We start from the raw sequence: 18,692 nt of genomic DNA, 5'->3' as shown, positions 1-18,692 counted from the left end.
CGATCCCGCCGCTTCACCCTCGCTCCGGCCTGCCCGCCGGGCGCCCGCGGCTTCGTGTGTCAGCGCCTGACCGACACCGGAGGCCCCATGCCCGCCCACACTCCCACCCCGTCCGTCGTGCTCGACCGCGTCTCGTTCGCGTGGCCCGACGGCACCATCGCCCTCGACGGCGTCACCGGCTCGTTCGGCGCCGGCCGCACGGGGCTCATCGGCCGGAACGGATCCGGCAAGTCCACGCTGCTGCGCCTCATCGCCGGCGAGCTCGCGCCCGACGGCGGCCAGCTCGTCCGGACCGGGGATGCTGCGTACCTCCCGCAGCGGCTCACGCTCGACACCGCGCGACCCGTCGCCGACCTGCTCGGCGTCGGCGAGGCGCTGCGCGCCGTCCGCGCGATCGAGTCCGGAGACCCCGACCCGCGCCACTTCGACGCCGTCGGCACCGACTGGGACGTGGAGGCTCGGGCGCACGCCGCTCTCGCCGAAGCGGGTCTCGATCCGGCAATGCTCGACCGCCGCGTCGGTGGCCTCTCCGGCGGCGAAGCGGTCCTCGCTGCGGTCGCCGGCATCCGGCTGAGCGGTGCGCCCGTCGCCCTCCTCGACGAGCCGACGAACAACCTCGACCGCGAGGCGCGTGCGCGGCTGCACGGCCTGATCGCCTCCTGGCGGGGAGCGCTCGTCGTGGTGAGCCACGACGAGGCGCTGCTCGAACTCCTGGACGACACCGCCGAGCTGTACGAGCACGAGCTGGCGACGTTCGGCGGCCCGTACTCGCAGTGGCGCGCGTGGCTGGATGCCGAGCAGGACGCCGCCCGTCAGGCCGAGCGGTCGGCCGCCCAGGCGGTGCGACGCGAGAAGCGCGAGCGGATCGCCGCCGAGACCACGATCTCGCACCGCGCCGCGATGGGTCGCAAGGCGCAGCTGGAGAAGCGCGTGCCGAAGATCGTCGCGGGTGGCCGGAAGATGGCCGCCCAGGTCTCGGCCGGGAAGCTCCGCGGCGAGAAGGCCGACCGCGAGGCGACCGCGCGCGCCGCGCTGGACGCCGCCGAGCGGCGCGTGCGCGACGACGACACCGTGCGCATCGACCTGCCCGACCCGGGCGTTCCGGCGGGGCGGCGCATCGCGACGATCGGCGACGGCGAGCGCTCCTGGATCATCCAGGGGCCCGAGCGGGTCGCGCTCATCGGTCCGAACGGCGCCGGCAAGACGACGCTGCTCGAGGCCCTGGTCGGGCCCGTCCGCGGGGCGGAGGGGGAGGACGCATCGGTGAAAGCGGCGGGAGAAATGGGGCTGACGGGTGCCGCTGAGGTCGATCCAGTAGCAAATCTCCCGCGCCTTTCACGGGCGATGGCCGGCGGCGAGCTGCACACCGACCGCGTGGGCTACCTGCCGCAGCGCGTGGACGGGCTCCGCGAGGACGCCTCGGTGCTCGACAACGTGCGGGCCGCGGCTCCGTCCGCGCCGGTGGCCGAACTGCGCAACCGGCTCGCCCGGTTCCTCATCCGGGGGGCTGCGGTCGAGCGACCGGTCTCGACCCTGTCGGGCGGAGAGCGGTTCCGGGTGGCACTGGCACGGCTGCTGCTGGCCGACCCGCCGCCGCAGCTGCTCGTGTTCGACGAGCCGACGAACAACCTCGACCTCGACACGGTCGGGCAGTTCGTCGACGCGCTGGCGTCCTACCGCGGCGCGGTGCTCGTGGTGAGCCACGACGACGCGTTCCTCGACCGCGTCGGCGTGAGTCTTGTGCTCGAACTCGGGCGCGACGGGACCCTCATCGAGCGATGACGGCGGTCGCGGCATCCGGCTGCCGCGTCAAGCCCGCGCCGATGTCGGCGGCAGCGTCCAAGATGGAGGGATGGGCGAGGTGCTCGAGCGGTTCAGTCCTGCCACGCAGGACTGGTTCCGCGGTGCCTTCGCGTCCCCTACCGACGCGCAGATCGGCGCGTGGGAGGCCATCTCCCACGGCAAGCACGCGCTCGTCGTGGCCCCCACCGGGTCCGGCAAGACGCTGTCGGCGTTCCTGTGGGCGATCGACCGGGTCTTCCGAGAGAAGGCGGTCGACGCGCCGGCAGCCCCGCGCGGCAAGAAGCGGGTGGATGCCTCCACCTCCCCCACCCGCATCCTCTACATCTCGCCGCTCAAGGCGCTCGGGGTCGACGTCGAGCGCAACCTGCGGTCCCCGCTCGTGGGGATCGGCCAGTCGGGCAGGCGCCTGGGCGTCCCCGTCCCCGAGGTCACGGTGGGCGTGCGGTCGGGCGACACCACGTCGAGCGACCGCCGCAAGCTGGTGACGGCGCCGCCCGACATCCTCATCACGACGCCGGAGTCGCTCTACCTCATGCTCACCAGTGCCGCCGGTGAGACGCTCGCGAACGTGCACACCGTGATCGTCGACGAGGTGCACGCGGTCGCGGCGACGAAGCGCGGCGCGCACCTGGCCGTGAGCCTGGAGCGTCTCGACGCGATCCTCGAGAAGCCCGCACAGCGGATCGGGCTGTCGGCGACCGTGCGTCCGATCGACGAGGTGGCGCGGTTCCTGGGCGGGGCGGCCCCGGTCGAGATCGTCGCGCCGAAGGCGACCAAGGCGTTCGACATGAGGGTGGTCGTGCCGATCGACGACATGCTCAACCCCCCGCCGCCACCGGGTACGGAGGCGTGGTCGCCGGCCGACGACGCCGCGAAGGGAGCGGATGCCGAGACCGGAGAGGTGATCGACGAGGACTGGTTCGCCGACGGGCAGTCGCGGCGTGCGTCCGGATCGGGCGAGACGGAAGTGACGGGATCCGTGTGGCCGCACGTCGAGGAGGCCATCGTCGACCGCATCCTCCAGCACCGGTCCACGATCGTGTTCTGCAACTCGCGACGCCTCGCCGAGCGGCTCACCGGTCGACTCAACGAGATCTACACCGAACGCCTCGGCCTCGACCTGCCCGATCCCGCGGTGCCGGCGGCCATGATGGCCCAGGCCGGAGCGACCGCGGGCGCCGACCCCGTACTCGCCAAGGCGCACCACGGTTCGGTCTCGAAGGAGCAGCGCGCGCAGGTCGAAGAGGAGCTGAAGTCCGGAATGCTGCGGTGCGTCGTGGCGACCTCGAGCCTCGAGCTCGGCATCGACATGGGCGCGGTCGATCTCGTGATCCAGGTGGAGGCGCCGCCGAGCGCGGCATCCGGTCTCCAGCGCATCGGCCGCGCCGGGCACCAGGTCGGAGAGGTGAGCCGAGCGGCGCTGTTCCCCAAGCACCGGGGCGACGTGCTCCACACAGCGATCGTCACCGAGCGCATGCTGGCGGGGCAGATCGAGGCGATCTCGATCCCGCAGAATCCGCTCGACATCCTCGCCCAGCAGACGGTGGCCGCGTGCGCGCTCGTGCCGCTCGACGTCGAGGGCTGGTACGAGCTGCTCAAGCGGAGCGCCCCGTTCCGCTCGCTTCCGCGCTCGGCCTACGAGGCCACTCTCGACCTTCTCGCCGGTCGCTTCCCGTCCGACGAGTTCGCGGAGCTCCGGCCGCGACTGGTGTGGGACCGTGATCACGGCACCCTCACCGGACGCCCCGGCTCGCAGCGCATCGCGGTGACCAGCGGCGGCACGATCCCCGACAGGGGTCTGTTCGGGGTGTTCATCGCCGGTGAGTCCCAGAACGCCCGCGTCGGCGAACTCGACGAAGAGATGGTCTACGAGTCGCGCGTCAACGACGTGTTCACCCTCGGCACAACGAGCTGGCGCATCGTCGAGATCACGCACGACCGGGTGAACGTCGTGCCCGCGTTCGGTCAGCCCGGCAAGGTGCCGTTCTGGCACGGCGACGGAATCGGCCGGCCCGCCGAGCTGGGCGAAGCACTCGGCAAGTTCTCGCGCGAGGTGTCGACGGCCAAGCCCGAGAAGGCCGAGGAGCGACTCCAGGACGCCGGCCTCGACGACTACGCACAGAGCAACCTCCTGTCCTACCTCGCCGAACAGCGGGAGGCGACCGGCACCCTTCCCACCGATCGTCAGCTCACGGTCGAGCGCGGCCGCGACGAGGTGGGCGACTGGCGTGTGATCCTGCATTCCCCGTACGGCATGCAGGTGCACGCGCCGTGGGCGCTCGCCGTCAACGCCCGCATCCGCGAGCGACTCGGCGTCGAGGGCGCGGCGGTCGCGAGCGACGACGGCATCATCGCGCGCATTCCGGATGCCGCGGCCGACCCTCCGGGCGCAGATCTCTTCGTCTTCGATCCCGACGAGCTGGAGCAGATCGTCATCGACGAGGTCGGCGGCTCCGCCCTGTTCGCCTCCCGATTCCGCGAGTGCGCGGCCCGAGCCCTGCTGATGCCGCGCCGCAATCCAGGACGCCGCAGTCCGTTGTGGCAGCAGCGCCAGCGCTCCGCCCAGCTGCTCGAGGTCGCCCGTCGCCACCCCACGTTCCCGATCATTCTCGAAACGCTGCGCGAGGTGCTGCAGGACGTCTACGACGTGCCATCGCTGCTCCGGATCGCCCGCCGCATCGCGGACCGCAGCATCCGTCTCGTCGAGACCGAGCCGCCGCAGCCGTCGCCCTTCGCGCGGGATCTGCTCTTCGGATATGTCGGCGCGTTCATGTACGAGGGCGACTCGCCGCTGGCCGAGCGGCGCGCGGCCGCCCTCTCGGTGGATCCCGCGCTGCTGTCCGAGCTGCTCGGCAAGATCGAGATGCGCGAGCTGCTCGACCCGGACGTCATCGCGCAATTCGAGCGCGAGGCGCAGCGCCTCGAACCCGAACGCCGCGCCCGTGGCCTCGAGGGCGTCGCCGACCTGCTGCGCATCCTCGGCCCGCTCGATGCGGCCGAAGTGGCGGCACGGCTGCAGCCCGCCGACGGTGGATCGGTCGCGACCGAGTCCGAGGCCGCCGAGCTCCTCGAGGCGCTCGTCACGGCACGCCGTGCGATCGAGGTGACCATCGCCGGCGTGCGCCGGCACGCCGCCGTCGAAGACGCCGGTCGCCTGCGCGATGCGATCGGCGTCGCCCTTCCCGTCGGCATCCCGACCGCCTTCCTCGAACCCCTCGCCGACCCGCTGGGCGACCTCGTCGCACGCTACGCGCGCACGCACGGACCCTTCGCAGCGGATGCCGCGGCCCGACGCCTGGGCGTGGGCGTCGCCGTCGCGCGGCTCACCCTGCAGCGCCTCGAGTCCCAAGGGCGCATCGCGAGCGGCTTCTTCCTCCCCGCCTCCGCGGGCCAGACCGGCGATGACACCGAGTGGTGCGATGCCGAGGTGCTCCGCCGACTGCGAATGCGGTCACTCGCGGCCATCCGCGGGAGCGTCGAACCCGTGCCCCAGGACGCCTACGCGCGGTTCCTCCCCGACTGGCAGCACGTCACGCGGCCGCTCGAGGGCATCGACGGCGTCGCCGCCGTCATCGAGCAGCTCGCGGGAGTGCCCATCCCCGCGAGCGCGTGGGAGTCGCTGATCCTGCCGGCGCGCGTGCGCGACTACAGCCCGGCGATGCTCGACGAGCTGACCTCCAGCGGGGAGGTGGTGTGGTCGGGTCACGGCAGTCTCGCGGGGCGCGACGGCTGGATCGCGCTGCATCCGTCCGACGCCGTGCCGCTCACACTCACGACGTCCGACTCGGAGATCGCCCCGGACTCGCTGGACGCCCGTATCCTCGACGCGCTGGGCGCCGGCGGCGGGTTCTTCGCCTCGCAGCTGCGGGGGCTCACGGATGCCGAGAACGAGCAGTCCGTCGTCGAGGCGCTGTGGCGGCTGACGTGGGGCGGCCGCGTGACCAACGACACCTTCGCCCCGGTGCGCGCGCTGGTCGGCGGGGGGTCGCAGACGCACCGCGTCGCGCGCAAGGCCCCGCGCACGCGGCTGTACCGCGGGGCCGCCGTCCGCGCGGTCGCCGCGACCGTTCCGCCGCGCCCGCCCGCGCTCGGCGGACGATGGTCGCTTCTTCCCGAGCCCGAAGCCGACGCCTCGCTGCGCGCGACGGCGGCGGCCAGCCTGCTGCTCGACCGCTACGGGGTGGTCACGCGGGGCGCCGTGCAGGCCGAGGGACTCCCCGGCGGATTCGCGCAGGCCTACCGGGTGCTCGCCGGGTTCGAAGAGGCGGGGCACTGCCGCCGCGGGTACGTCGTCGAGAAGCTCGGAGCCGCCCAGTTCGCAGCATCCGCCACCGTCGATCGGATCCGCGAGTTCGCCGGGCTGCCCGATCCGCCTCCGTTGCGCGCGGTGACGCTCGCCGCGACCGATCCGGCCAACCCCTACGGTGCGGCCCTCGCCTGGCCGGGTCTCGAAGGCGTCGGACACCGCCCCGGACGCAAAGCGGGGGCTCTCGTCGTGCTGGTCGACGGCGTCCTCGTCCTCTACCTGGAGCGCGGCGGAAAGACGGCCCTCGCGTTCACCGGCGACGAGGCCGCCATCGCCGCCGCCACGCGAGACCTCGCCGCCACCGCACGCAGCCGACGCCTCGACACGCTCACGATCGAGCAGGTCAACGGGGCCTTCGTGCATGGCACGGGGTGGGGGCGCGCCCTCCATGAGGCCGGGTTCGTCGAGTCGCCGCGCGGACTCACGCTGCGTCGACTGACCGCCGGCGATCTCGAGCGCGCCGCCCGCCAGTCGGCCGGACCCGCCCGTGCCTGAGGGCGACACCGTCTTCCGTGCGGCGCGGCGGCTGAACGATGCACTCGCCGGCGCGGAGGTGACGGAGTTCGACCTGCGCGTCCCCCGGTTCGCGACGGTCGACCTCACGGGCGAGACGGTCGAGTCCGTCGTCGCGCGGGGCAAGCATCTGCTGCATCGGATCGGCACCTGGACGCTGCACTCGCACCTCAAGATGGAGGGCGAGTGGCACGTGTACGCCCGCGGAGAGCGCTGGCGGAACGCGGCCTTCAAGGCGCGGGCCATCGTGGGCAACCGCCGCTGGCAGACGGTGGGCTTCGACCTCGCCGACATCGACCTCGTCCCCACCGTGCAGGAGGAAACCCTCGTCGGATATCTCGGCCCCGATCCGCTCGCGACCGATTGGGATGCCGCGGAGGCGGCTCGTCGCGTGCAGGCCGACGACCGACCGGTGCACGTGGCCATCCTCGACCAGCGCAGCGTGGCCGGATTCGGGAACGTCTACGCCAACGAGATCCTCTTCGTGCGCGGCGTCGATCCGCACACTCCGGCCAGCGCCACGGATGCGCGGGCGATCGTCGACCTCGGAACGCGCATGATCCGCGCGAACCGCGACCGCTCGGCGCGGACCTTCACCGGCGAGAACAGACCCGGCCGCCGGTTCTGGGTCTACGGGCGCGAGGGGGCGCCGTGCCGTCGCTGCGGCACGGTCATCCGCGCGACCACTCTCGGAGCGGACCCCACCAAGGAGCGCAACGTGTTCTGGTGCCCCCGCTGCCAGACCTGACGCCCCTCCCCTCTCACCCCTCCTCGGTCTTCACGGGCTCGCCGGCCCTCCCGCGCGCCGCGGCGCCGATCTCGAGCGCTCGGCGGACGATCTGTCGCCCGCCCCGCACGTGCAGAGAGTGCTGCGCCGTGAGCACACCGAAACCCCGCGGTTTCCTGACTGTTACACAACTCCGGACGATCTGTCGCACCGGAGCCACGCGGGCCCCTAATCGTCCGGTTCGCCGTGCGGCGCGTTGCATGGGCGCACGCGGCCCTATTGAATACCCCACACCAGCCCACCCGGCCGCGCAGTGTCGCGGGGCCCGCTTGCAGGAGGACCTCACAGGTGACCACGGCGACTGACGCAGAGACGGCCCCCGCAACTCCCCCTGTCACGGCAGACGACCGCGGCGCCGTCGTCCTGGATGCGGTGACCAAGCGCTACGGCGACCAGGTCGCCGTCGACGCGCTCTCGCTGACGATCCAGCCCGGCGAGTTCCTCTCCCTCCTCGGACCGTCCGGCTGCGGCAAGACGACCACCCTCCGCATGATCGCCGGGTTCGAGCAGCCCGACGAGGGCGACATCAAAGTCTCCGGCACCTCCGTGCGCGGGGTTCCGCCGTACCGCCGAGACGTCAACACCGTCTTCCAGGCCTATGCGCTGTTCCCGCACCTCTCGGTCGCCGAGAACGTCGCGTACGGCCTCCAGCAGCGCCGCACCCCGAAAGCCGAGATCCGCGAGAAGGTCACGCAGGCCCTCGACCTCGTGCAGATGCGCCGGTTCGGCGACCGCAAGCCCACCCAGCTGTCGGGCGGTCAGCAGCAGCGGGTCGCGCTCGCACGCGCCCTCGTCAACCGGCCCGCCGTCCTGCTCCTCGACGAACCGCTGGGCGCGCTCGACCGGCAGCTGCGCGAGGAGATGCAGCTCGAGCTCAAGCTGCTGCAGGCGCGCCTCGGCATCACGTTCGTCTTCGTGACCCACGATCAGGGCGAAGCGCTCTCGATGAGCGACCGCATTGCGATCATGCGCGCCGGGCGCATCGAGCAGCTCGCCGACGCCGACACGGTCTACGCGCGCCCGTCGTCCGCCTACGTCGCCGCCTTCGTCGGACAGCAGAACTTCTTCCGCGGCGAGGTGAGCGAGGCCGGCGCCGCCGTCCGCTCGCCACACGCGCTGGTGCGCGGCTCCGACCCGCGGCTCGCCGGGACGGCCCAGGGTGAAGCCGCCGTGCGGCCGGAGTACATCACGATCGCGGCCGACGCGGGCGACGCCCTGCCCGCAGCCAACGCGACGCGCGGCCACCTCATCGGCGTCTCGCACCTCGGCGACACCATGCAGTACCTCGTGCAGCTCGGCGGCGACCAGAGCCTCATCGTGCGCCGCCCGACCCCCGACGCGCCCGCTCTGCGGATCGGCGATCCCGTCGTCTGCACGTGGGCCGACCACCATGTCCTGCTCTTCCCGGCCGACGCCGCCGCCGAGGACGGCGGCTACATCGCGCCGCCGACCGCCTAGAACACTCGCCCCCTCCGCCGCAGCATCCGCCCTCACCGGCTTCCCGACCCGAACCAGGAGATCCCGATGACCGAATCCCGCAACCCGCTCCGCATCCTCGCGCCCGAGGCCTCGACGCCGGCGATCGTGCGCGAGCTGTCGCGCCGCCGCTTCCTCAGCATCGCCGCCATCGCGGGCGGTGCGGCCGCGCTCGCCGCGTGCGCCCCCGGGGGCGGCTCGTCTCCTCAGCCTCAGGCGACCGGCGGCGAGCTCGAGGACAGCCTGTCGGTGTACACGTGGGGCGACTACGACTCGCCGGATGTGGTGTCGGGCTTCACTTCGGAGCTGGGGCCGAACGTCACCCTCGACTCCTACAGCTCGAACGAGGAGCTCATCGCGAAGCTCGTCGCCGCCAAGGGCACCTCGGGATACGACATCGTCGTGCCGACCGGCGTGTTCATCCCGCAGATGATCGAGAACGGCCTGCTCACGAAGTTCAACAAGGACCTGCTCCCGAACATCTCGAACATGGATCCCGCCTACCTCGGGCGGGCGTGGGATCCGGGCAACGAGTATTCGGTCTGCAAGGCGTGGGGCACGACCGGCTTCGTCTACGACAAGAACGTCATCACGCGCGAGCTCGCCACGTGGGCGGACTTCTTCGACGCAGCACAGAACGAGGCGAGCGGCAAGACGTCGATGCTCGACGATCCGGCCGGGACGATCGGGTCCTACTTCTGGTCCAACGACACCGACTGGAACACGCAGGACCCCGAGCAGCTCGAAGCGGCGCGCGCGTTCCTCGTCTCGGAGATCGCCCCCAACGTCGCCGCATTCGACTCGTACCCGAGCACCGCGATCGTGCAGGGCTCTCAGGTGCTCATGCAGTCGTGGAACGGCGAGGCCCGTCTGGGCATCCAGGAGTCGAGCGAGCCGGACCGCTGGCAGTGGGTGCTCCCCGGACCGCAGACCGAACTGTGGATGGACAACTGGGCCATCGCGGAGGGCGCACCCCACCCGGAGGCAGCGCACGCCTTCATCAACTACTCGATGTCGCCCGAGAGCCTCGCGCTGAACCTCGACTACATCGGCTACAACGTCGGCGGCAAGGACATGGACACGAGCGCGGTCGAGCTCAGCGATTTCATCTTCTTCACGCCGGAGCAGCTGGAGACGATGCACGAGCAGGAGCTCAACGACTCGCAGCAGACTCGGGTGGAGATCCATAACGAGATGAAGGCCGCCGCGGGTGCGTAAGCCCGCCGCCGGAGCAGCTCTCGCGGTCCCCGCGTGGGCGTGGCTTCTGCTGTTCTTCGTCGCGCCCGTCGGGATGGTGGTGTGGTTCAGCTTCGGCTACAAGCCGGGGATCTTCGGCACGCACGCGAACGACATCCTGTCGTTCGACCGCTACGTCGAGGCCGTCTCGCCGACCTTCTTCGCGACGTTCCAGAACACCCTGTGGGTCGGCATCCTCGGCACCGTCCTGTGCTTCCTGATCGGAGCACCCGTCGCCTACTGGATGGCGTTCAAAGTGCGTCCCTCACGCCGGGGCCTGCTCATCGCCCTGGTCCTGGTGCCGTTCTGGACGAACTTCCTCGTGCGCACGATCGGCTGGCAGGTGATCCTCGCCCCCGAGGGCTGGCTTTCCACCGTCCTCCAGGGAATCGGCGTGCTCGATGGCCCGCTGGCGCTGATGTACACGCGCACCGCCGTGGTGATCGGCGTGGTGTACAACTACCTGCCGCTCATGATCCTCCCGCTGTTCGTCGCCTTCGACCGCGTCGGACCGGCTCTGCGCGAAGCGTCGAAGGACCTCGGCGCCGGAAAGCTCACGACGTTCCTCCGCGTGACCCTGCCCCTCTCGCAGCCGGGAATCATCGCCGGCGTGCTCCTCGTCTTCATCCCCCTCATGGGCGACTACATCACAGCCACCGTGCTCGGCGGCGCGCAGGGCAACATGGTCGGCCAGCTCGTGGCGAGCCAGTTCCAGACCGCGCAGAACTGGGCCCTCGGCTCGGCGATGGCGGTGCTCCTCATGCTCGTGATCATGCTCACGATCGGCATCGCCGCCGTGCTGATCTGGCTCGTGACGATGCCGTTCCGCTCGCGCAATCGCCTCGTGCTGGGCCCGGTGACCGAGGCGGTGCCGGTGGATGCCGCGACCAAGACCCCCGTGGAGGTGGCGTCATGACGCAGACCGCGACCGAGACGATGCTGCGGGCGCAGGACCCTGCGGGCTCGAGCGCGAAGCGCACCGGCCCGAAGAGGTCGTGGTCGGACGTCGCCTTCACCGTGTGGGGCGTCCTGGTGATGCTCTTCCTCTTCCTGCCGATCATCGTGATCGTGATCTACTCGTTCAACACGGGCCGCCTGCTCGTCGCGTGGGACGGCTTCGGGTTCGACGCATTCCTGACGATCCTCGAGAAGCCGGCGATCCAGAGCGCAGTGCGCGTCTCGCTCATCACCGCCTTCATCGCCGCGATCATCGCCACGGCGCTCGGCACCCTCGCCGGCATCGCCATGGCCCGCTACCCCGGCAAGTGGGTGTGGTGGTTCCTCGGCCTGCTGCTGCTGGTCTCCGTGACCCCCGAGATCGTGGACGCCGTCGCCCTGCTGCCGTGGCTGGTCTTCCTCGGACAGGATCTCGGTCTCGGCATGTTCAACGACGGCATCGTGCGCCTCTCCGTGGGTTCCTCGCTCTTCGCGACGGCGGTGGTGTCGTACATCGTGCGCGCCCGCCTGGTCGGCATGGACGCCAACCTCGAAGAGGCGTCGAGCGATCTGTACGCCAAGCCGTTCACGACCTTCCGCCGCGTGACGCTCGCGCTCGCGATGCCCGCCGTGCTCGCGGGCTTCCTGCTCGCGTTCACCCTCAGCCTCGACAACACGATCGTCGCCGCGTTCGTGCAGGTGTCGGGCACGACGCCGTGGCCGGTGTACGTGCTCAGCGCGGTCAGGTCGGGTCTGCGTCCGGAGATCGCCGCTGTCTCGACGATCATGCTGCTGCTGACGCTCGTCGCCCTCGCGCTCGTCGCGCTCGTGCTCAAGCGGGCGGGCGACTCGGCCACGCAGATCGCCCGGACGATGACGGGCGGCTGACGCCGGATGCCGCACGCCGACCTCGTCTTCACCGGCGGGCCCGTCTTCACCTCCGACACCGTGCGCTCGCGCGCGAGCTCGGTCGCGGTCGCCGATGGACGCATCGTCGCGGTCGGCGGCGACGAGCTCGCCGAGTTCGTAGGCCCCCGCACCGAGATCGTGGACCTGCGGGGGCGGATGCTGCTCCCCGGGTTCCAGGACGCTCATGTGCATCCGGTGTGGGGCGGCCTGGACATGCTGCGGTGCGACCTCGCCCCGTACTCCACCGCGGACGAGTACGTCGAGGCGATCGCGCACTACGTCTCGGAGCACCCCGACGACGAGTGGATCCTCGGGGGCGGCTGGCAGATGTCGGCGTTCCCCGGCGGCACGCCCACCGCGGCGGCGCTGGACCGCGTGGTGCCCGACCGCCCGGCGTTCTTCCCCAACCGCGACGGACACGGAGCGTGGGTCAACTCGGCCGCGCTCCGTCTCGCCGGGATCGATCGGGACACCCCCGACCCGGCGGACGGCCGCATCGAGCGAGACGCCGACGGCACCCCCTCCGGCACGCTCCACGAGGGCGCGATGGGCCTGGTGAACCGGCTGCTCCCCGACGAGCCGCTCGACAGGCTCACCGAGGCGCTCCTCGTCGGTCAGCGGTACCTGCACTCGTTCGGCATCACCGCGTGGCAGGACGCCATCGTCGGCTCGTACGGCGACGCCGGCGATCCGGGGCCCGCTTACCTCCGGGCCGCAGCCGACGGCACGCTCACGGCGCGCGTCGTGGGCGCGATCTGGTGGGACCGCACGAAGGGGCTGGAGCAGATCCCCTCGCTGATCGAGCGACGCGAGCAGTACCGCGGTGGGCGCTTCGCGGCGACGAGCGTGAAGATCATGCAGGACGGCGTGGCCGAGAACTTCACCGCGTCGATGCTCGAGCCGTACTGCGACGGTCACGGTCACTTCACGGACAACTCCGGCATCTCGTTCGTCGCGCCCGAGGTCCTGAACGAGGCGGTGCCCCTTCTGGATGCCGAGGGGTTCCAGGTGCACTTCCACGCGATCGGCGATCGCGCCGTGCGGGAGTGCCTGGACGCGGTGGAGCGGGCGATCGGCCGCAACGGCCGGGGCGACAACCGTCACCACATCGCACACATCCAGGTCGTGCATCCGGAGGACATCCCCCGCTTCCGCCGCCTGGGTGTCGCGGCGAACATGCAGTCGCTGTGGGCCGCGCTCGAGCCGCAGATGGTCGACCTGACGCTCCCGTACCTCGGGGAGCCGAGGAGCGCATGGCAGTACCCGTTCGGCGATCTGCTGCGCGCGGGTGCCGTACTGGCCGCGGGCAGCGACTGGTCGGTGTCGACGCCCGACCCGATGGCGGCGATCCACGTCGCCGTGAACCGCAAGGCGGCGCCCGGACACGAGGAGGGCGAGTACGACGCGTTCCTCCCCGAGCAGGCGATCGATCTGGCGACGTCGCTGACCGCATATACGGCCGGGTCCGCGTGGGTGAACCGCCTCGACCGGTCCACCGGCACGATCGAAGTCGGCAAGCGCGCCGACCTGGTCGTGCTCGACCGCGATCCCTTCGAGGCACCGGCAGACGAGATCGGAGCCACGCGCGCGCTCCAGACCTTCGTCGACGGCGACCGCGTCTACGCCGCCGCGGACGCGTAGCGCGGCGGGTCCGAGCGGGGTCGAACAGGACGTCCGGTGCGCGTGGGAAATCGCGACAGCGCGGGGGTGACGCGGGGGCGCGGAGCGGACAGGATCGAAGCAACGCATCTGACAGGGAAGTGATACCCGTGGGCACGACCGTCTTCGAACGACAGCGGCCGGCAGCATCCGTCATCCGTCACGCACTGGCGGACACGTCGCACTCGATCTTCTGGCGCGACGACCTCCCGCTCTCTCTCCTGCCCGACCGCCCTGCGCTCACCGGCCCTCATCGTGCCGACCTCGTCATCGTCGGCGCGGGCTACACCGGGCTGTGGACCGCTCTCCTCGCGACGGAGCGCCACCCCGGCGCCCGCATCGTCGTCGTCGAGGCGCAGCGCGTCGGATGGGCGGCCTCGGGCCGCAACGGCGGGTTCTGCGAGGCGAGCCTCACCCACGGGCATGAGAACGGCATGGCGCGCTGGCCGGACGAGATGCCGGTCCTCGACCGGCTCGGCCGCGAGAACCTCGATGCGATCGAGGCGGCGGAGTCCCGGTACGGCATGGACTTCCACTTCGAGCGCACCGGGCAGCTCGCGCCCGCCGTCGAGCCGCACGAGATCGAGTGGCTCGAGGAGTGGGCCGCCGAGGGCGAGGAGGGCGTGGTCTACCTCGACCAGGCCGAGGCGCAGGCCGCGGTGCACTCCCCGACCTACCTCGCCGCTGTCTGGGAGAAGGACACCTGCGGGATGCTGCATCCCGCCCGCCTCGCCGCCGAACTCGCGCGCGTGTGCGAGGAGCGCGGCGTCGAGATCTTCGAGCGCTCGCGCGTGACCGGACTCGACACCCCGGGCGACACGGGCGTCTCGGTCGTCACCGAGCGCGGTCGCGTCGACGCGGACCGCGCCGTGCTCGCGACGAACGTCTTCCCGTCGCTCATCAAGCGCAACCGACTGATGACGGTTCCCGTGTACGACTACGTGCTGATGACCGAGCCGCTCACCGACGAGCAGCTCGCGTCGATCGGCTGGGACGATCGGCAGGGCATCGGCGACATGGCCAACCAGTTCCACTACTACCGGATCTCGAAGGACAACCGGATCCTGTTCGGCGGCTATGACGCGGTCTACCACTACGGGCGCAAGGTGCGGCCGGAGTACGAGGACCGCCCCGAGTCGTTCGAGAAGCTCGCGAGCCACTTCTTCACGACGTTCCCGCAGCTCGAGGGCCTGCGCTTCTCGCACCGCTGGGCAGGAGCGATCGACACGTCGACGCAGTTCACCGCGTTCTTCGGCACCGCACGCGACCGTCGCGTCGCCTACGCGGCGGGCTTCACGGGCCTCGGGGTCGGCTCGACCCGGTTCGCGGGAGAGGTGATGCTCGACCTCCTCGACGGGGCCGACACCGAGCGCACCCGGCTCGAGATGGTCCGCAAGCGCCCTCTGCCGTTCCCGCCCGAGCCGGCGGCCGCGATCGGGATCAACGCCACGCGCTGGTCGCTCGACCGCGCCGACCACAACCGCGGAAGGCGCAACCTGCTGCTGAAGACGCTCGACGCGCTCGGCCTGGGGTTCGACTCGTGACGCGTCTCGAGCCGGGCACGCCGGTGGATGCCGCGGCCCTCCCGGTCGCCCTCGGCGCCGTCCCGACAGATCAGGTGCGCGAAGGAGCACCCGCTGCGGGAGCGGCCGAGCTGGGCACCGTGGGCGGTGTCGAGATCGGGGTGTGGGAGCACACCCCCGGGGTGTCGACGGACGTGGAGGCCGACGAGGTCTTCATTGTGCTCGCCGGGGTGGCTACGGTCTCGTTCGACGACCCGGATCTGCCCGACCTCGACCTTCGGCCCGGCGTCGTCGCCCGTCTGAGCGCCGGAATGCGCACGACATGGACGGTCCGCGAGACCCTCCGCAAGGTCTATCTCGCGCCGTAGCCCGCGGCCGGGCGGCGGTCTCGACGCCGGATCAGCGACCGGCGCTGCGACGCACGAGGAGCGCCAGGTGCAGGGCGGTCTGGGTCTCGCCGTCGTCGAGGTCTGCGCCCAGCAGCTCTTCGATGAGGGCGATCCGCTGGTAGAACACCGAGCGCGACAGGTGAGAGGCGGATGCCGCGGCCGTCCGGTTGCCCGGATGGGCGAGCATCGCCTCGAGGACGTCGAGCAGGTCGCCGCTGCGGGTGAGGTCGTGGACGATCAGTGGCGCCAGCATCCGCTCGCCGTGTTCGAGCACGCGGTGATCGTCGCGCAGGGCGGTCACGAGCTGGACCAACGGACGGTTCTCGGCCCGCCGCAACTGCGGGCCCTTGCCTCCGCGGCGGCGGCGGCCCCGGGCGAGGTCGACGGCGTCGTGGAGCGAGGCGAGCGCCTCGTCGAGGCCCTCGGCGGCTCGGCCGACCGACAGCGTGAGGCGATCGGCATCGGGTCCCGCGTCGACGAGCGCCGCCGCGAACGACAGCGCCGCGTCGTCGTCGAAGACGGCGTCCGACGGGAGGGAGAGCAGCACCGCGGTCGCCGGGGCGGCGACCCCGTCGGGCGCCGAGCCGGCCAGCGCGCGCCCGCGCATTGCCCGGGCCGCGGCATCCACCCGCTCCGCCGGGATCGGCGCACCCGACGCGACGATGCCGAACAGCCTCGCGCTGCGCAGCGGCAGCCCGGCGGCCTCCAGCCGGGCGGCGGCGCCTCCCGCGCCCGCGAATCGTCCGGCGAGCAGACCGTCGACCAGACGGCGCCGGCCGATGCGGCCCCACTCGTCGGACTCGCCGTCGGCGAGGCGCCCGACCGCGAGGGCGATCGCGCCCTGTTCGAGCACGGCGGTGCGGCCGGCGGGATGGTCAGGCCCCGGGAGCGCGATGAGGGTGCCCCATCGGATGCCGCGGGCCTCGACGGGCACGATGAGCCACTCGTCCGCGCCGGGCGGCGCGCCGCGTTCGCGCCGCTGCTCCGCACGCCGGTGCGCCGAACGGGATCGCAGTTCCCACTCGGTGAACAGCTCCTCCTCGAGCGCGAGCGGCACCTCGGCGGCGACGACCTCGTGCCCGCGGTTCTCGAGGATCACGGGGGCGCCGAGCGTCTGAGCGAGCTGATGCACGATGAAGTCGGCGGGCGATCCGCGCAGCACCAGCGCGGTGAAGCGCTCGCGCACCTCGTCGCGCGAGCGGAGCGCGTCGCTCTGGCCGGTGATGATGCGGGCGTGGACGGCCTCGGTGATCGTGATGAACTTCAGCTCGCGGTGCAGGACGATCAGCGCCAGATTGCGTTCGCGCGCCGCCTCGACGACGACGGCCGGCACGTAGCGGTAGTGCGTCCCGAGCTCGAGGATGAGGCCCGACAGGCCGGCGTCGTCGAGCTCGCCGATGAATCGGCGGAGGTCGGCGGGGTCGGAGGGCCACGACGCGCCCGTCGAGAGGAGGAGCTCCCCGCCGTCGAGCAGGCGAGCGACTCCGGCGTTGTCGGAGACGTGGAGCCACCGCACGCGCGCATCGAGCGCGTCGTCGCCGACGACGACCTCGGGAACCCCCTGGACGACCGCGTCGAGCGAGATCACTTCGCGCACCGTCGGAAGGGTCTCGAGGGCAGATCCGGCGACCAGACGATCCGTCTGGATCGTTCGATCTTCGCGACGATCGAGCACCGTGGCACCAACTTCTGCTCTGACAAACTGGGCGCACTCAGCCTAAGCCATCCCCGGTCGATCTGTCCGGGAGACTCCCGGGAGCATCGAATGACCCTGGCCGACACTCTCCCCCGTGCGCCCTTCCCCGCCGACCCCGACGCCGACGCGCGCGTGCGGGAGGACGACCGCGCGCACGTGTTCCACTCCTGGAGCGCGCAGGCCCTGATCGACCCGCTTCCCGTCGCCGGTGGCGAGGGTTCGACGTTCTGGGACTACGCCGGCAACGCCTACCTCGACTTCAGCTCGCAGCTCGTGAACCTCAACCTCGGGCACCAGCATCCCGATCTGGTCGCCGCCATCCAGCGCCAGGCATCGCGCCTGGCCACGATCCAGCCGTCGATGGCGAACGACGTGCGCGGCGACCTGGCCCGGCGGATCGCGGCGGTGGCCGGCGACGGTTTCGAGAAGGTCTTCTTCACCAACGGCGGCGCCGACGCGAACGAGAACGCGGTGCGCATGGCCCGCCTGGTGACCGGCCGGCGCAAGGTGCTGTCGATGTATCGGAGCTACCACGGCAACACGTCCACCGCGATCGCCCTCACCGGCGACCCGCGACGGTGGCCGAACGAGCCGGCGGACGGCTCGACGGCGAAGTTCTTCGGCCCGTACCCGTACCGTTCGGCGTTCCACTCGTCCTCGCCGGAGGAAGAGGCGCAGCGCGCGCTGGAGCACCTCGAGCAGACGATCGTGCTGGAGGGGGCGGGCACCATCGCGGCGATCGTCATCGAGTCGATCGTGGGGACCAACGGCGTGCTCGTTCCTCCGCCGGGGTATCTCGCCGGCGTGCGGGAACTGTGCGATCGGTTCGGCATCGTGTACATCGCGGACGAGGTGATGGTGGGCTTCGGCCGCGTCGGCGAGTGGTTCGCGTTCCAGGCCGACGGGGTCCTTCCCGACCTGATCACCTTCGCGAAGGGCGTGAACTCCGGGTACGTGCCGCTCGGCGGCGTCGTCATCTCCGACCGCATCGCGGCGCACTTCGACACGGTTCCGTTCCCCGGCGGCCTCACCTACTCGGGCCACCCGCTGGCGTGCGCGGCGGGGGTCGCGACGTTCGAGGTGTTCGAGCGGGACGGCATCCTCGCCCGCGTGCGCGACCTCGGCGCGCGCGTCGTCGCGCCTCGCCTGCAGGAGATCGCGTCGCGGCATCCGTCCGTCGGCGACGTGCGCGGCCGCGGACTGTTCTGGGCGATCGAGCTCGTCAAGGACCGCGACACGCGGGAGCCCCTCGTGCCCTTCAATGCGAGTGGGATGGATGCCGCACCCGTCGCCGCCGTCGCGGCGGCGTGCAAGCGCGACGGCGTGTGGCCGTTCACGCACTTCAACCGTCTGCACGTCGCACCGCCGCTGGTCATCGGCGAGGACGAGCTCGTGCGCGGGCTGGACGTCATCGACCGGGCGCTGTCCCACGCGGACGAGCACGTGAGCTGAACCCGCG

General features: G+C 71.6%; 12 protein-coding genes. 11 read left to right on the top strand and 1 reads right to left on the bottom strand.

Going from position 1 to position 18,692, the window contains the following annotated elements; genetic code table 11:
• The first annotated feature begins 87 nt into the window (after positions 1-87).
• From ACFQ0P_RS08850 to ACFQ0P_RS08805, 10 genes are all read left to right on the top strand, one after another.
• Positions 88-1,782, top strand: coding sequence for an ABC-F family ATP-binding cassette domain-containing protein (locus tag ACFQ0P_RS08850; RefSeq protein WP_204978355.1), 1,695 nt, complete (start codon positions 88-90; stop codon positions 1,780-1,782).
• A gap of 70 nt (positions 1,783-1,852) precedes the next feature.
• Positions 1,853-6,604: an Lhr family ATP-dependent helicase gene (locus ACFQ0P_RS08845; RefSeq protein ID WP_204978354.1), complete on the top strand. Its 4,752-nt coding sequence runs from the start codon at positions 1,853-1,855 to the stop codon at positions 6,602-6,604.
• Positions 6,597-7,370: an Fpg/Nei family DNA glycosylase gene (locus ACFQ0P_RS08840; protein ID WP_204978353.1), complete on the top strand. Its 774-nt coding sequence runs from the start codon at positions 6,597-6,599 to the stop codon at positions 7,368-7,370. Before ACFQ0P_RS08845 ends, ACFQ0P_RS08840 begins: the two co-directional genes overlap by 8 nt.
• Positions 7,371-7,697: 327 nt before the next feature.
• The gene (locus ACFQ0P_RS08835; protein ID WP_204978352.1) at positions 7,698-8,867 is read left to right on the top strand and encodes an ABC transporter ATP-binding protein; all 1,170 of its coding nucleotides are present in this window, start codon (positions 7,698-7,700) and stop codon (positions 8,865-8,867) included.
• 66 nt (positions 8,868-8,933) lie between these two features.
• Entirely contained in the window at positions 8,934-10,103 is a 1,170-nt protein-coding gene (locus ACFQ0P_RS08830; protein ID WP_204978351.1) for a polyamine ABC transporter substrate-binding protein, read from the top strand.
• Entirely contained in the window at positions 10,096-11,037 is a 942-nt protein-coding gene (locus ACFQ0P_RS08825) for an ABC transporter permease (RefSeq protein WP_204978350.1), read from the top strand. Before ACFQ0P_RS08830 ends, ACFQ0P_RS08825 begins: the two co-directional genes overlap by 8 nt.
• On the top strand, positions 11,034-11,945 hold the full coding sequence (locus ACFQ0P_RS08820) for an ABC transporter permease (RefSeq protein WP_378771941.1): 912 nt from the start codon (positions 11,034-11,036) through the stop codon (positions 11,943-11,945). The genes ACFQ0P_RS08825 and ACFQ0P_RS08820 overlap by 4 nt, the downstream gene beginning before the upstream one ends.
• A 6-nt stretch (positions 11,946-11,951) precedes the next feature.
• Positions 11,952-13,607 carry an amidohydrolase gene (locus tag ACFQ0P_RS08815; RefSeq protein ID WP_204978349.1) on the top strand — a complete coding sequence of 552 codons (1,656 nt, stop codon included), beginning with the start codon at positions 11,952-11,954 and terminating at the stop codon, positions 13,605-13,607.
• A 128-nt stretch (positions 13,608-13,735) separates the two neighbouring features.
• Complete coding sequence (locus ACFQ0P_RS08810) at positions 13,736-15,169, top strand: NAD(P)/FAD-dependent oxidoreductase (protein ID WP_204978348.1); 1,434 nt, start codon at positions 13,736-13,738, stop codon at positions 15,167-15,169.
• Positions 15,166-15,516 carry a cupin domain-containing protein gene (locus tag ACFQ0P_RS08805; protein WP_204978347.1) on the top strand — a complete coding sequence of 117 codons (351 nt, stop codon included), beginning with the start codon at positions 15,166-15,168 and terminating at the stop codon, positions 15,514-15,516. Before ACFQ0P_RS08810 ends, ACFQ0P_RS08805 begins: the two co-directional genes overlap by 4 nt.
• A gap of 31 nt (positions 15,517-15,547) precedes the next feature.
• On the opposite strand, the gene ACFQ0P_RS08800 is transcribed toward ACFQ0P_RS08805, so the two are convergent.
• Positions 15,548-17,134, bottom strand: a complete 1,587-nt coding sequence (locus ACFQ0P_RS08800) for a PucR family transcriptional regulator (RefSeq protein ID WP_204981322.1) — start codon at positions 17,132-17,134, stop codon at positions 15,548-15,550.
• 168 nt (positions 17,135-17,302) lie between these two features.
• Here ACFQ0P_RS08800 and ACFQ0P_RS08795 point away from each other — a divergent pair, with 168 nt between their 5' ends.
• Positions 17,303-18,685: an aspartate aminotransferase family protein gene (locus ACFQ0P_RS08795; RefSeq protein WP_204978346.1), complete on the top strand. Its 1,383-nt coding sequence runs from the start codon at positions 17,303-17,305 to the stop codon at positions 18,683-18,685.
• Positions 18,686-18,692: the final 7 nt, after the last annotated feature.

The sequence above is a fragment of the Microbacterium insulae genome (assembly GCF_042677065.1).
Lineage (GTDB): Bacteria > Actinomycetota > Actinomycetes > Actinomycetales > Microbacteriaceae > Microbacterium > Microbacterium insulae.
Note: the sequence above shows the minus strand (reverse complement) of the source record. Positions and strands in the feature narration are given on the sequence as shown.

Coding starts and splice junctions, on each gene's coding strand:
- ACFQ0P_RS08850 (WP_204978355.1), top strand. CDS start 88: ATGCCCGCCCACACTCCCACCCCGTCCGTCGTGCTCGACCGCGTCTCG.
- ACFQ0P_RS08845 (WP_204978354.1), top strand. CDS start 1,853: ATGGGCGAGGTGCTCGAGCGGTTCAGTCCTGCCACGCAGGACTGGTTC.
- ACFQ0P_RS08830 (WP_204978351.1), top strand. CDS start 8,934: ATGACCGAATCCCGCAACCCGCTCCGCATCCTCGCGCCCGAGGCCTCG.
- ACFQ0P_RS08820 (WP_378771941.1), top strand. CDS start 11,034: ATGACGCAGACCGCGACCGAGACGATGCTGCGGGCGCAGGACCCTGCG.
- ACFQ0P_RS08815 (WP_204978349.1), top strand. CDS start 11,952: ATGCCGCACGCCGACCTCGTCTTCACCGGCGGGCCCGTCTTCACCTCC.
- ACFQ0P_RS08795 (WP_204978346.1), top strand. CDS start 17,303: ATGACCCTGGCCGACACTCTCCCCCGTGCGCCCTTCCCCGCCGACCCC.